This window comes from Flectobacillus roseus (assembly GCF_030056595.1).
In the GTDB taxonomy this organism is placed as follows: domain Bacteria; phylum Bacteroidota; class Bacteroidia; order Cytophagales; family Spirosomataceae; genus Flectobacillus; species Flectobacillus roseus.
Genome location: NZ_JASHIF010000014.1, coordinates 50,104 through 62,947 on the forward strand (window position 1 = coordinate 50,104; position 12,844 = coordinate 62,947).

General features: G+C 36.8%; 12 protein-coding genes. 9 read left to right on the forward strand and 3 right to left on the reverse strand.

Annotated features, from left to right (window positions below):
• Positions 1-4 precede the first annotated feature (4 nt).
• Both QM524_RS16615 and QM524_RS16620 read left to right on the forward strand, forming a co-directional pair.
• Positions 5-292 carry a hypothetical protein gene (locus QM524_RS16615; RefSeq protein WP_095160681.1) on the forward strand — a complete coding sequence of 96 codons (288 nt, stop codon included), beginning with the start codon at positions 5-7 and terminating at the stop codon, positions 290-292.
• 285 nt (positions 293-577) lie between these two features.
• Complete coding sequence (locus QM524_RS16620) at positions 578-1,885, forward strand: hemolysin family protein (protein ID WP_283345429.1); 1,308 nt, start codon at positions 578-580, stop codon at positions 1,883-1,885.
• Positions 1,886-2,038: 153 nt separating this feature from the next.
• Here QM524_RS16620 and QM524_RS16625 read toward each other — a convergent pair whose 3' ends face one another.
• Positions 2,039-3,283: a chorismate-binding protein gene (locus QM524_RS16625; protein WP_283345430.1), complete on the reverse strand. Its 1,245-nt coding sequence runs from the start codon at positions 3,281-3,283 to the stop codon at positions 2,039-2,041.
• A gap of 166 nt (positions 3,284-3,449) precedes the next feature.
• A complete protein-coding gene (locus QM524_RS16630) occupies positions 3,450-3,872 on the reverse strand; it encodes a hotdog fold thioesterase (RefSeq protein WP_095160678.1) in 423 nt (140 codons plus the stop codon).
• Positions 3,873-4,129: 257 nt separating this feature from the next.
• Between QM524_RS16630 and QM524_RS16635 the strand changes: the two genes are divergently transcribed.
• From QM524_RS16635 to QM524_RS16650, 4 genes are all read left to right on the forward strand, one after another.
• Entirely contained in the window at positions 4,130-4,780 is a 651-nt protein-coding gene (locus tag QM524_RS16635; protein ID WP_095160677.1) for a histidine phosphatase family protein, read from the forward strand.
• Positions 4,781-4,906: 126 nt separating this feature from the next.
• Positions 4,907-5,719: an Rpn family recombination-promoting nuclease/putative transposase gene (locus tag QM524_RS16640; RefSeq protein ID WP_283345431.1), complete on the forward strand. Its 813-nt coding sequence runs from the start codon at positions 4,907-4,909 to the stop codon at positions 5,717-5,719.
• Between the two features lie 347 nt (positions 5,720-6,066).
• Positions 6,067-7,158, forward strand: coding sequence for a sensor histidine kinase (locus QM524_RS16645; protein ID WP_283345432.1), 1,092 nt, complete (start codon positions 6,067-6,069; stop codon positions 7,156-7,158).
• A gap of 64 nt (positions 7,159-7,222) precedes the next feature.
• Positions 7,223-7,960, forward strand: a complete 738-nt coding sequence (locus tag QM524_RS16650) for a LytR/AlgR family response regulator transcription factor (RefSeq protein ID WP_095160675.1) — start codon at positions 7,223-7,225, stop codon at positions 7,958-7,960.
• Between the two features lie 79 nt (positions 7,961-8,039).
• Here QM524_RS16650 and QM524_RS16655 read toward each other — a convergent pair whose 3' ends face one another.
• Complete coding sequence (locus tag QM524_RS16655) at positions 8,040-9,125, reverse strand: AI-2E family transporter (protein ID WP_283345433.1); 1,086 nt, start codon at positions 9,123-9,125, stop codon at positions 8,040-8,042.
• 128 nt (positions 9,126-9,253) lie between these two features.
• On the opposite strand from QM524_RS16655, the gene QM524_RS16660 reads away from it, so the two are divergent.
• The 3 genes from QM524_RS16660 (at position 9,254) to QM524_RS16670 (ending at position 12,809) form a co-directional block, all read left to right on the forward strand.
• Positions 9,254-10,075, forward strand: coding sequence for a hypothetical protein (locus QM524_RS16660; RefSeq protein ID WP_283345434.1), 822 nt, complete (start codon positions 9,254-9,256; stop codon positions 10,073-10,075).
• Positions 10,076-10,257: 182 nt separating this feature from the next.
• Entirely contained in the window at positions 10,258-10,953 is a 696-nt protein-coding gene (locus tag QM524_RS16665) for a response regulator transcription factor (protein WP_095160672.1), read from the forward strand.
• A 326-nt stretch (positions 10,954-11,279) separates the two neighbouring features.
• Entirely contained in the window at positions 11,280-12,809 is a 1,530-nt protein-coding gene (locus QM524_RS16670; RefSeq protein WP_283345435.1) for a glycoside hydrolase family 10 protein, read from the forward strand.
• Positions 12,810-12,844 lie beyond the last annotated feature (35 nt).

Genomic DNA, 12,844 nt, shown 5'->3' on the forward strand with positions numbered 1-12,844 from the left:
ACTCATGAGCAGAAAAGAAATATTATTGCTGTCAGCAGCTTTAGGTTTTTTAATCATTTGGGTTCTTGACCTTCGCGCAGGAACACCGCCAGAGGTAAATACCTTTTGGACAAAGATTTTTTACCACTATAGCTGGTTGATGATGTGTGTGGGTTGCTTGTTTTACTTTCAGTATTCAAAACAAATTCGTTTGAAAAAGGAAGAACAATCAAGCAAAAGTGATAAAAAAGAACCTGCTGTAGATCCTAAAAAGCTGCAACGTCAGGCTTTATCAAAAGGTAAGAAAAAGTAAAACGAAGCTGTCGGGCGTAGTATTTAAACATTAAGATTTTGTAAAAAAGCCCACAGATGTCAAATTTTTAGGGAGAGCGGTTTGATAAATCGCTCTTTCTTTTTGAAATTTGACCAAAAATATGCAATTTGATGTTTAGAGAATGTGAGTTTTTCTAAACCATACCTTCGTATTGTGTTCCTAATCAAATCACATACGTTTGTCTAACTCACAGATATAGATGTATTTAACCAATCAAGCATTCGACATCTATGTCTTCTAATTCAAAATTGAAACCAACCCCAGATGGACTCCCAACAAGCAATAGGTGTTATATTATCAATGGTTTTTTCAGCATTCTTTTCAGGTGTTGAAATGGCATTTGTTTCGGCTAACAAGTTATATTTTGAACTACAAGCCAAACAAGGTGTAATCACTGGACAAATTATTTCAAGATTTATCAAAAATCCTTCTAAGTTTATCGGCACGCTACTTATTGGCAATACCTTGTCGTTGGTAGCTTATGGTATATTTATGGAGGGATATCTGCATCATCAGATTGAACACTATTTCCCTGTTTTTGGTACGGGGCTTGTACCTGGACTTATCGCTTCAATCTTAGGAACTGTTATTATTTTGGGTACTTCTGAATTTACCCCCAAAAGTGTGTTTTTACTTAATCCTGATGGCTTTTTAGAGGTTTTATCTATTCCGATCTGGATTATTTATACACTTATGTATCCATTGGTTTGGGCAATCGTAGGACTTTCAAGTTGGTTTATCAAAAATGTACTTCGTTTAGAATATTCGGAGGAAAAACCTGCTTTTGGTTTGACAGATTTGAACCACTATATGCAAAATCTTAACCGTAAAATTTCTACTGAGGAGGAGGCAGAAGTGGATACCAAAATCTTTAATAATGCTTTAGAATTTAAGCAGGTAAAGGTGAGAGATTGTATGATTCCACGTACCGAAATTGTAGCGATAGACTTCGAAGATGGCATAGAAGAACTAAAGAAAACATTTGTAGAAAGTGGTCACTCAAAGGTATTGGTTTATAAAGATACCTTAGAAGATGTCATCGGTTATTGTCACTCGGTAGCTTTGTTTAAGAAACCTAAAGACATTCAGAGTATTTTGAAGCCAATTTTGATTGTGCCAGAGGCAATGCCTGCCAAAGATTTAATGCTCCGTTTTTCTAAAGAACGTAAATCATTAGCCTTAATCGTAGACGAATTTGGAAGTACTTCGGGTTTGGTGAGTATGGAAGATGTAATGGAGCAGATTTTTGGAGATATCGAGGACGAATATGATGATAACGAAGATTTGATAGAGAAACGCTTGGAAGATAAAGTCTATTTGTTATCAGCTCGTTTGGAAATTGACTATCTCAACGAAAAATATGAGTGGAATCTCCAAGAAGGCGATTATGATACCTTAGGAGGTATGATTATTAGTATTAATGAAGATATTCCAGAGGTAAACGAAACGATTATTGCACATCCTTTCAACTTTCAAATTATCTCCATGATGGACGCTCGTATCGATACCGTGAAGTTGACTATCATAGGTGAGATTGAGAAAAAGACTGAAAGCTTTTCGATGAAACACTGAAGTTGAGTAATGTCTTTACCAAGAATAGGTTGCCTTCAAAAAGTAACAAACGTTGGTTAATGCTACATTTAATCCTGAAAAATAAACGAAAAGGGGATAGTAAGCTGCTTATGCTACTATCCCCTTTTCGTTTATCTAACATGAAAAAATATCCTATAAAATAACTCTCAAAAGCGTTTGGCTTTTCATCTCCGTCTCATACCATTCTTTTACTGGATTAGAATCCTCGGTAATACCACCACCTGCAAAAAGTGTAGCTTGATTTCCTTGAATTTTCATGGTACGAAGGTTGACAAATAAATGGCTTTCGTCATGAATATTTACAGGGCCTAAAAAACCACTATAATATTCTCTAGAGTGCAATTCATTTTCGGCAATATAGCGTAAGGCTGGCTCTTTGGGCATACCACATACCGCTGAAGTTGGATGCAAAAGGTCTATCATAACAGTGCCCAATTGCGGGAAATTCACCTCATGGGTATTGACACTATAATCAGTGCGGAGGTGCATCAAATTTCCTGCCTGAACGGTTTTAGGCCCTACTTCATAATATTCGCGAAGACGAATTTTCTTAAAGCATTCAATAATATATCTACTTACAAAAGCTTGCTCTTCGATTTCTTTGGATGCCCAGCGAATTTCAGCAGGATGATATTTTTCTCCGTTTGGTCCTATGGCTGATTGCGTACCCGCCAAAGACATAGTTCTAAAAATACCTTCTTTGTCCATGCTAATAAGCGTTTCAGGCGTAGCACCTAGCCATAACGCTTTTTCTTGTGGCAAATATACCAACGACACAAAGGCATTTGGATATGCCACACAAAGCTTATTGAATGCCTCAACTACCTCAAAATTTTCTGGCAAAGTAATTTGCTTAGTTCTCGAAAGCACTACCTTTTGCATGTCACCACGCTGAATAGCATCGATGGCATCCGACACCATTTCGGCATAGGTAATCTCGTTGTAAAGAGATGACTCAGTAGGCGATTCGAAGTTTTTGGTATAGTTTACGGTAAAATTAGCTGATGAAATGTGAGTGTCCTCATGTTGTTCGTCGTAGGTGAGCTGAACTTTTCTGAAAAACTCTTGGGCTTGTTCCGAGCTAGGTTGAATGTTGTTTTCTATCAATTGATTGTCTTGGTCAAAATGATAGTACAAATCTCCTTTTAGAAACAAAGATTCGCCAATAAAAGGACTCATAGCAAAGCCCGAAGGGAGCTCCTCTAAGTCGATTTTAGTTTGGCGAGTACGTCCAGATAAATCTATAAGTAATTGTTTTTCAGTGGATTTAGGTAATCTCCAAAGGGCAACAGGTAGCCCTTCTGAAATAGCAGTTTTCCAGAAAAATTCTAGTTGTGGCACTTGCGTCGAAATATGAGTTTCCGAAGTTGGAGTCATATTTTTGAAATGTTTATATACGTTTTAAAAATATGCTAACTATTTGTTTTGTAGATAGTTAGGTAAAAACAGTCCATAGGGTGTTTTTACATTTTCAAATATAACATAATTTAGAATTTACTTGTTTCAAAAAAATAGAAAATTCTATCGACTCATTAGTGTTTCTTTATTTTATATCAATTACCATAGTGGTTAATCGGCTTACACAAATCAGGTCGCCAGCTTCGTTGGTAATTTGAGTTTCCCATACCTGAATATTACGTCCTATTTTGATAGGAGTACATTTACCATAGACAAAACCCGATTTGGCAGATTTGAGGTGATTTGCATTTATTTCTACACCAACTGCTGTTTGTTTGGTAGGGTCGGGAAGGCTTAAAAATGATGCAACGCTACCCATCGACTCAGCCAAAACCACCGAAGCACCTCCGTGGAGAAGTCCCATAGGTTGTTTGGTACGATGGTCTACGGGCATTTTGGCCACAAGGTAATCGGCAGTAAGTTCTACAAATTCGATGCCCAGATGATTAAGCATATTGTTTTGTCCCATGGCATTTAATTGCTCAAGGCTGTAAGAAGTATTAAACATAGCGAAGTGAATTAAATTTTTCTAAAGATAGAAAACCTTAGTTAGAGATTTGACCTATTTTTCATTTATTGAACCAAATCTAATTATCAAAAATCCATTATTAAGATAGTTAGCTATATTATCATTTTTTTAACAAAAGCTTACTTTTCTGTCAAAAATCATCTCTTTTTTAGTCATGAGATAGCATAATCACCTAAAAAATGTATTTTTGTGACAATTTTTCATAGCTCTATATTACTCCATATCAACTAAATAGCATGTCTAATACCCAAAGCAATATTCCTACTAAAAAAACAATTTACCTGATACGTCATGGTGAAACAGACTTCAACCGCCAAGGTATCGTGCAAGGAAGTGGTGTAGATTCGGATTTGAATGAGCTGGGACGTGCGCAGGCAGAGGCATTTTTCCAAAGTTATCAAAATGTCAATTTTGACAAAGTCTATACATCTGCTCTTAAGAGAACACATCAATCTGTTCATAAATTTATTGAAGCTGGTATTCCTTGGGAACAGCATTCAGGCTTAAATGAGATAAGTTGGGGTATCAGAGAAGGACGTGTTCCGAATGATATCGACAACGAATACTATAAAGTTCTTATCGAAAGTTGGGTTACAGGAGGCGTAGATATGGCCGCAGAAGGAGGCGAAAGTCCTTTGCAGGTATTGGAAAGACAAAAGCCAGCAATTGAGACAATCTTATCTCGCCCACATGAAGAAACCGTTTTGGTAGCCATGCATGGTCGTGCTATGAGAATTATCCTGACCATGTTGCTCGACAAGCCTCTACATGAAATGGATACATTTGAGCACTCGAACTTGTGTCTGTACAAATTGATTTACGATTACGAAACTAAATCATTTTTTGCCGAACTAGAATGTGATACAACACACTTGTTTGGTCTATAGTTTTGTAAAGTCTATATCTTAAGAAGCCCATCGCCATGGGCTTCTTTTTTATTATTAATCATATAAATAAGGATTTATTTTACTAGTAAAAAATCAGTAAATTGCTGTAAATTATATCTCAATAGGATGTCAAGATATATTAATCCATATACCGACTTTGGTTTTAAAAAGCTTTTTGGCGAGGAAGCTAACAAAGAATTGTTGATTGATTTTCTGAATCAACTGTTACCACCTCGGCACCAAATTACGGAATTAGACTTTCGTAATGTAGAGAGCTTTGCTGAACTCTCGCATGAGCGAAAAGCAATTTTTGATATACATTGCCAAACTCAGAGCGGAGAGCGAATTATTGTTGAGATGCAGAAGGCAAAGGTTAATTACTTCAAAGATCGCTCTCTTTTTTATGCAACTTTTCCTATAAGAGAGCAATCTAAACGTGGAGAATGGGATTTCAGATTAAATCCTATTTACATGATTGCTATTTTGGATTTTCAGTATGATGAAAAAGAGGAGAAGCAAAAGTTTTTGAGAAGTATAAAATTGAAAGACCAAGACGGAGAGATATTTTACGATAAGCTCAACTTTAAGTTTTTACAAATGCCTCTTTTTGATAAGCAAGAAAACGAATTAGAGAGCCATTTCGACAAATGGGTGTACTTCTTGAAAAGATTAGAAAGCTTTGATGAAATACCAGCGATTTTGAAAGAACCTATTTTTGAAAAAGCCTTTGGTGTTGCAGAGATTGCCAATATGACTTCAGAGCAGTACGCCGAATATCAAGAAAGTTTACTTACCTACATTGAGGTAAAAGAAGTAGTTAAAACGGCTAAAGATGATGGGAAAAGAGAGGTTGCAAGTGAATTAAAAAAGCTTGGAGTCGCATTGGAAATTATCGCTCAATCCACAGGATTATCGATACAAGAAATTTTAGCGCTTTAAAAGTAAATATAAAAAAGAAGCCCATCGCCATGGGCTTCTTTTTTTGTGCCTGATTATGGGAGGTAACTATTTAAAAATGCATTTACTAATATTTTTCTACCCTAAATCCAAACCTTTTATCATCTCCTGATGCCATTCAATGATTTTGTGGGATAAATGTGCTTATTTTAACTGTAATTTTAAAAGAATCCTCCTGAGCAAAGCAGACATGAGTTATTACTCTAAATAAAGTTTTGAAGGTAATGAAAAATTGTTGCTAACTCATTTTAGCATGATTCAAAAACGATTATTTGCTTGTTGATACGAGCATAAATTTTTATTAATACAGACGAATTAGATAAGAAATAATGCCAAGAATCAAATTATATTGGACTCTACAGATTGTTGGTTGGTTAGCTTGGCTAGCCAATGAAGCCTTGATTTATGTAAACTCTTTTGGATGGTCGATTGACTGGTTTATTTCGGCAGACTTGAATATTGCTTTTGCGATTTTTCTGACACATAATTTTAGAAAAGTAATCAAAAAATATGGTTGGGTCGAAATGCCTATTCGTCAGGTGGTACCTCGTATTTTGGGCTCGGTGGTGTTGATGTCGATGATGATGGCGAGTATCAATATTCCGCTAGATGGCTACATTTTGCGCGAACGTGAGCATGCTGATTTTTGGTCGATATTTTTCTTCATCCAGTTCAGTTTCAGCTTTATGAAGCCATTGATGATTTGGACTTTGTTTTATTATGCGTCTCATTATTTTGAAAGAAAATCAGAAATTGAGGTCGAAAAAGTTCGTTTGGAATCTTCTATTCGCGAAACTGAATCAAAGGTTTTGCGGGCTCAAATGAACCCGCATTTTATGTTCAATGCTCTGAATAGTATTCGTGCTTTGATTTTGGAAGAACCCGAAAAAGCACAAAAGGCAGTGACGCAGCTATCCAATATTTTGAGAAGTTCGTTGCTGGCCGACCGACGTAAGACCGTTTCACTCTCAGAGGAATTAAGAACAGTAGAGGACTATTTAGCGCTCGAAAAAATCCGCTACGAAGACCGTTTACAGATTCGTAAGAATGTTTATCCCGAAACACTTACTTGTCAAGTTCCACCTATGTTGTTACAAACTTTGGTTGAAAATGCCATCAAACATGGAGTATCAAAGCCAGTGAAGGGAGGATTTGTGAGTATCGAAACCAAATTGGTTGATAGCAAAGTAGTGATCGAAATTAGTAATACAGGCGTTTTAGAGACTACAGAATCGGGAGGTTTTGGGCTCGAAAATACAGCACATCGTTTGGAGTTGTTATTTGGTGCTGATGCCAAATTTAAGATTTACCAAGCATCCAAAGACGTAGTAACGGCAGAAATTACCGTACCTATACCAAGTCAAGTGGTAGAAAATAAAGACAATCCTTTTGCTAAAATCACACATATCGTGCGAGGTTAAACTATAGGTATTAGTCTTCAGTAATATACTTTTTAAATATCCAACGCTATTACTCCAAAACCGAATGAAAGCAATTATAGTTGATGACGAAAGGTTAGCACGTAATGAATTGAAACGTTTGCTAGAAAATTTTCCTAAAATCAATATTGTAGGCGAAGCACCCAATGCCGACGAAGCGATTCAATTAATTGATGAACTTCATCCAGACCTTCTATTTTTGGATATTCAAATGCCTGGCAAAACAGGGTTCGACTTATTGGCTGAGTTGGACGGCAATGTTCCAGAAGTAATTTTTACGACAGCTTACGACGAATATGCCATTAAAGCATTCGAATTTAATGCGCTTGATTATCTTCTCAAACCAATAGAACTACATCGTTTAAGTGAGGCTATCCAAAAGGTTGAGGAGGAGTTTGAACGCCAAAAGCAAATTTCGGATACAGCGAAAGAAGGTGCATCAGTTTTGAGCGAAAACGATCAAGTTTTTGTCAAGGATGGCGAAAAGTGCTGGTTTGTTCGCTTAGGAAATGTTCGTTTGTTCGAATCAATGGGTAATTACGTTCGTTTGTATTTTGATGACCAAAAACCATTAGTTCTTAAGTCGTTGAATGCTCTTGAAGAACGTCTTGATCCTAAAGTATTTTTCCGTGCCAATCGTAAGCATATCATTAACTTGAAATATATTCAAAAAATCGAGCCTTGGTTTTCTGGAGGTTTGCAAGTAACCCTTCGTGAGAGTGGCGACAAAATCGAAATTTCTCGCCGTCAAGCTATTAGATTTAAGGAGTTGTTGAGTTTGTAGAATAGTTATCAGGCATCAGGCAAAAAGGCACCAGTTTTTTAACTAGTGCCTTTTTGCCTGATGCCTAGTGCCTTAAATTTTAGCCCAAAATCCTTCCCCCGCCTTTATGATGAATTTCGGCTTCGCCTAAGAGATAGCCGTAATGCTTCAAAGAGTCAATATTGTCAAAAACTACCTTGAGTATTGCAATGAATGGCAAAGCCAGCACCAAACCCGAAATTCCCCAAAGTTGACCACCCAAAATCAAAGCAATCATAGCTGCTAGTGGGTTGATACTTACTTTTGAGCCTACTATATGAGGAGTAATGAAGTTCCCTTCCAAAAACTGTACAAACAAAAATACTCCTGCCACACCCACAGCATACATGGGCGAATCTTTGGTAATAAGCGCCATCAACATAGGCAAAATTGAGCCTATCATGATACCGATGTAGGGAATCAATAATAAGAACGCCGCAAGTGTTCCGAAGAAAATAGCATATTCGATATCAAGTAGCCAAAGTCCCAAGGTGTTGAGTGCCGCCACGATCAAGATTACGGTAAATAACCCAAGCAAATAGCTCTGAACCACCGTATAAATTCTGCTACAAACGAGGTCTATCTTTTTTCGATTTCCTCTACCAAAAGCTAGATAAAAGAAACGGCGGAAAAAATCACGATAGAGTAAAAAGAAAAATACAAAAATAGGAATCAACATCGCTGATGATAGCGAGTTGAGCGTTGTGCCCAAAGCGTTAGTAATGATATTGCCACTATTTTTGAGCAAAGTCAACGACTGATTACGAAGCTCTGTTACTTGCTTTTTACGGCTAATATGTAAGTTATGTGACGCCCAAGATTGCAGTTCATTAATGAATGTTTCGCCTTTTTTCAGAAAAGTAGGAAAGGTATCTGAAAAATCGGCAATTTGCAGGGCAATTAGGCTAACGCCCCCAGCCATGATGGCAAGTGTAACCAATAGACAAACAAAGATGGCCAAGGTTCGAGGAAAATGCCATTTTTCAAGTCGATGACACAAAGGATATAACAACATCGAAAATAGCACCGAAAACGAAATCAAAATAAGGATTTCTTGTAAAAGATACATCCACCAAACGATAATCGATACCGTTAGGAGACCAACGAGCAATTTGATAGATTGAGGAAGTTTGAAGTCTGATAACATAGCAATGGGTTATAGTCTTGTCGATGCCTGAGAATAAAAAGAGATAAACCTTATCTTCAAAAATACTTAAAAAACTGAAAATAGCTAGTTTTATTATTGAGAACCTAAAAATTACACACAATCCATTTATGCTCAAATACAAAATTCTATGGTTCTTATTTAACCTCAAAGCATCCTTAGCAAGTTACCATTATGATGTTCATGAACTAGGGTTTCAGAAGGGAAAGAAACACTTGAAAGTTGAGAGAATAAGGCATCTTCCTAAGCAAGTCAATGAGAGTTCAGGATTGGTGTATCGAAAACAAGATTCAACCTTACTGACTCATAATGATAGTGGTGGTTCGCCCCACATTTATCAAATAGATTTGTCTGGAAAGTTACTGAATACCTATCCTATTTCTCAGGCTAAAAATATAGATTGGGAAGATATGTCAGCCGATGAGCAAGGGGATATTTATGTAGGTGACATAGGTAATAATTCGCATCAGCGTCGGGATTTATGTATTTATCAAATAAACAAAAAGATAGATGCTGTTTTGCAAAGAATTCCGATATATTATCCTGAAAAACAATATGTTCCAGATGCGGAGGCTATGTTTGTGGTACAGGACTCTATTTATATTTTTACCAAAAACTGGGATAAATCAGGAACAGATTTATTTGTGAGAAAAATAGGTATTAATGCTGATACTTTACAGCTCAAAGCGCATATCAATTTGAGGACGCCAATTACGGGAGCTGCTATTAATCAACAGAAAAATAAATTTGTGTTAATAAGTTATGGAAAGATTTATTATTTTAGAATTATAGAACACCAAATTGACTTTTCGAACCCGCTTTACTGTATAAAATTCCCACATAAACAGACCGAATCTATAGCATTTTTAGATGAAAATGTAGTAATTATCACCAACGAACAGGGTGAAATATATAGGGTCCGTGAGAATTAACAATTCCTTAATATTGAGATAACTAATTTTGTATTGGCTTTTGAGTGCAAGTAGTTATTAGCCGCGTTACTTAATGACACTTAATGCTGGGGTAATATTGGATTAATTTTTAATTAATTGCATCCAGTGTGTTGATTTTGTTGAGTAATGATACTTTCGCTCAACGACTAATTATCAAATATATGAGCAATACGCTACCAACTCCCAAAATCCTTTTGGTCGACGACGACCCAGATATTATTGAGCTATTAGAGTACAACCTTACCAAAGAAGGATTTGACACAGCTTCGGCAACAGACGGACTTCAAGCCTTGGAGGTGGCAAAAAAATTTAAACCAGATTTGATTTTGCTCGATGTGATGATGCCAAAAATGGATGGAATCGAAACGGCTCGTCAATTGAGATTGCTGTCGGAGTTTAAAGATACCTACATCCTGTTTTTGACCGCTCGTGCTGAGGAATACACTGAAGTAGCGGCTTTTGATGTCGGTGCAGATGATTATGTTGTAAAACCCATCAAACCTCGTGCTTTGCTAAGTCGTTTGAAAGCACTTTTGAGAAGAGATTCGCAGCAGTCAGAAGCTGAAGATAAATTAGAGATAGGCTCACTTTTTATCAACCGAGTAAATTACACAGTACTCAACGACGGTAAGTCTTTGGTAATGCCTAAAAAAGAATTTGAATTATTGTCGTTTCTTGCTCATCATCCCAACAAAGTATTTAGTCGTGATGAACTGTTGGAAAAAGTTTGGGGTAGCGATGTTTACGTAGTAGAAAGAACTGTCGATGTTCATATCAGAAAGCTACGTGAAAAAATCCCTGAATATTACATCAAAACACTTAAAGGTGTTGGCTATATGTTTTCGGTAGATTCTTAAAGGTAATGGCGTAAGATATTTTCCTTAAAAAAATATAACAAAAGTCCTCTCATTGTGAGAGGACTTTTTTATTGCCATTTACTCATTTTAATCCTATTGAGGATGATAAATTCTGCCATTGAATCAAGAAAGGATAAGATTCTGATATTTTATGAATAACTTGCAAAATAATGCTGTTGAGGATTTTTTCTAACTAAGCCACCAACTCCCAACTAGCATTCCTGCCACAATTCTTTGACTGAAATTGAATAGTATATCCTTATTTTTGACTTAAAATACTAAAAAGAGTTGCTTACGTGGCACCGAGTAAGAGTTTTGGAATGTGTATGTATAAGATTATTTTCCATGTATGTCTATTTTGTGTTTTAGTATGTTCTAGCTGCCATTCTCAACAAAATGGAACCGCAGAGTTGACTTCTAAATATGAGTTCAGAGCTGTTTGGATAGCTACTGTCGACAACATAGACTGGCCCCGAAAAGGGCAATATAATTCAGAGGAACAAAAAAGAGATTTCATTAGAATTCTGGATGAGCACAAACGCTCAAACATGAATGCTGTGATGGTTCAAGTTCGTGATGCCTGCGATGCCTATTATGCCAAAGGTTTAGAGCCTTGGTCTGAGTTTTTGACGGGTACTCAAGGTAAATTTCCTTCCCCATTTTACGATCCCTTAGATTTTATGATTCAAGAGGCGCATGCTCGAAACTTGGAGTTTCATGCGTGGCTAAACCTCAATCGTGCTACCTTCAAAAGGGCTGGCTCTATTATGCCTGAGCATATTAGTATGACCAAACCCGAATGGATGATTCAGTATGATGGTCAAAAAGTATTAAATTTTGGTATCCCCGAAGTACGTGATTATATTGTGCAAGTGGTGGTTGAAATTGTAAAAAACTACGATGTCGATGGAATTCACTTTGACGACTATTTCTATCCATATCCTGTACCTGGCCAACAATTAAATGACTTCGATACTTTTCGGAAATATGGTGCAGGCTATAGAAATATCGAAGATTGGAGAAGAAGTAATACCGATATTTTGATTCAACAGATAGGAGAGGCGATTAAACGCGTAAAGCCTTATGTAAAATATGGTGTCAGCCCATTTGGTGTTTGGCAAAACTATAGCCCTATCGTGAAAGTAGGCTCCAAAACCCAAGCTGGGACGACCTCGTATCAAACACTTTATGCAGATACTCGTAAATGGATTGAAAAAGGTTGGGTAGACTATATTGTGCCACAGGTATATTTTGAGCGCAGCCATCCTAAAGTTCCTTACAAAGTACTCATTGACTGGTGGAGCCAACATACCTATGGGCGTCATTTGTATATCGGACATGGTATCTATAAAATCAAGTCAGGCTGGAACAACGCCGAGGCTACAAGTCAACTTCGTTTGGACAGAAATAATGCAAATATTCAAGGAGGTATGTTTTTTAGTTCGAAGTGCCTAACTGAAAATTATGGTGGCATTCAAGATTCCCTCCGAGCATCGCTATATCACTATCCTGCTATTATTCCTCCTATGAGATGGAAAGATAGTATTGCTCCTAAACCACCGCAAAGAGTCATTGCTTTGAAAGATAATGGAATGAACAAATTGGTGTGGCAACCAGGGGAAAAGGCCTCAGATGGTAATGAGAATGTGTATTTTGCCGTTTATAGATTTGAAAAAGCAGAAAAGATTAATCTTTACCGAGTTGATAAAATTCTTTATGTCGGAAGAGATGTTTCGTTTTTAGATTATACCTCAGAAAGAGCCAGAGGCTATGTATATGCCGTCACTTCCTTCGATCGCTTACACAATGAATCAACACCCACAATGGTTGTTGTAAATTATGGAGAGACGCGATAATTTAATAACGATTGGCTTGTTTCCTTGAATAATAT

Excerpts from the sequence above, each read along its gene's own strand:
- QM524_RS16615 (WP_095160681.1), top strand. The coding sequence starts at position 5 with ATGAGCAGAAAAGAAATATTATTGCTGTCAGCAGCTTTAGGTTTTTTA.
- QM524_RS16620 (WP_283345429.1), top strand. The coding sequence starts at position 578 with ATGGACTCCCAACAAGCAATAGGTGTTATATTATCAATGGTTTTTTCA.
- QM524_RS16625 (WP_283345430.1), bottom strand. The coding sequence starts at position 3,283 with ATGACTCCAACTTCGGAAACTCATATTTCGACGCAAGTGCCACAACTA.
- QM524_RS16630 (WP_095160678.1), bottom strand. The coding sequence starts at position 3,872 with ATGTTTAATACTTCTTACAGCCTTGAGCAATTAAATGCCATGGGACAA.
- QM524_RS16635 (WP_095160677.1), top strand. The coding sequence starts at position 4,130 with ATGTCTAATACCCAAAGCAATATTCCTACTAAAAAAACAATTTACCTG.
- QM524_RS16640 (WP_283345431.1), top strand. The coding sequence starts at position 4,907 with ATGTCAAGATATATTAATCCATATACCGACTTTGGTTTTAAAAAGCTT.
- QM524_RS16645 (WP_283345432.1), top strand. The coding sequence starts at position 6,067 with ATGCCAAGAATCAAATTATATTGGACTCTACAGATTGTTGGTTGGTTA.
- QM524_RS16650 (WP_095160675.1), top strand. The coding sequence starts at position 7,223 with ATGAAAGCAATTATAGTTGATGACGAAAGGTTAGCACGTAATGAATTG.
- QM524_RS16655 (WP_283345433.1), bottom strand. The coding sequence starts at position 9,125 with ATGTTATCAGACTTCAAACTTCCTCAATCTATCAAATTGCTCGTTGGT.
- QM524_RS16660 (WP_283345434.1), top strand. The coding sequence starts at position 9,254 with ATGCTCAAATACAAAATTCTATGGTTCTTATTTAACCTCAAAGCATCC.
- QM524_RS16665 (WP_095160672.1), top strand. The coding sequence starts at position 10,258 with ATGAGCAATACGCTACCAACTCCCAAAATCCTTTTGGTCGACGACGAC.
- QM524_RS16670 (WP_283345435.1), top strand. The coding sequence starts at position 11,280 with ATGTATAAGATTATTTTCCATGTATGTCTATTTTGTGTTTTAGTATGT.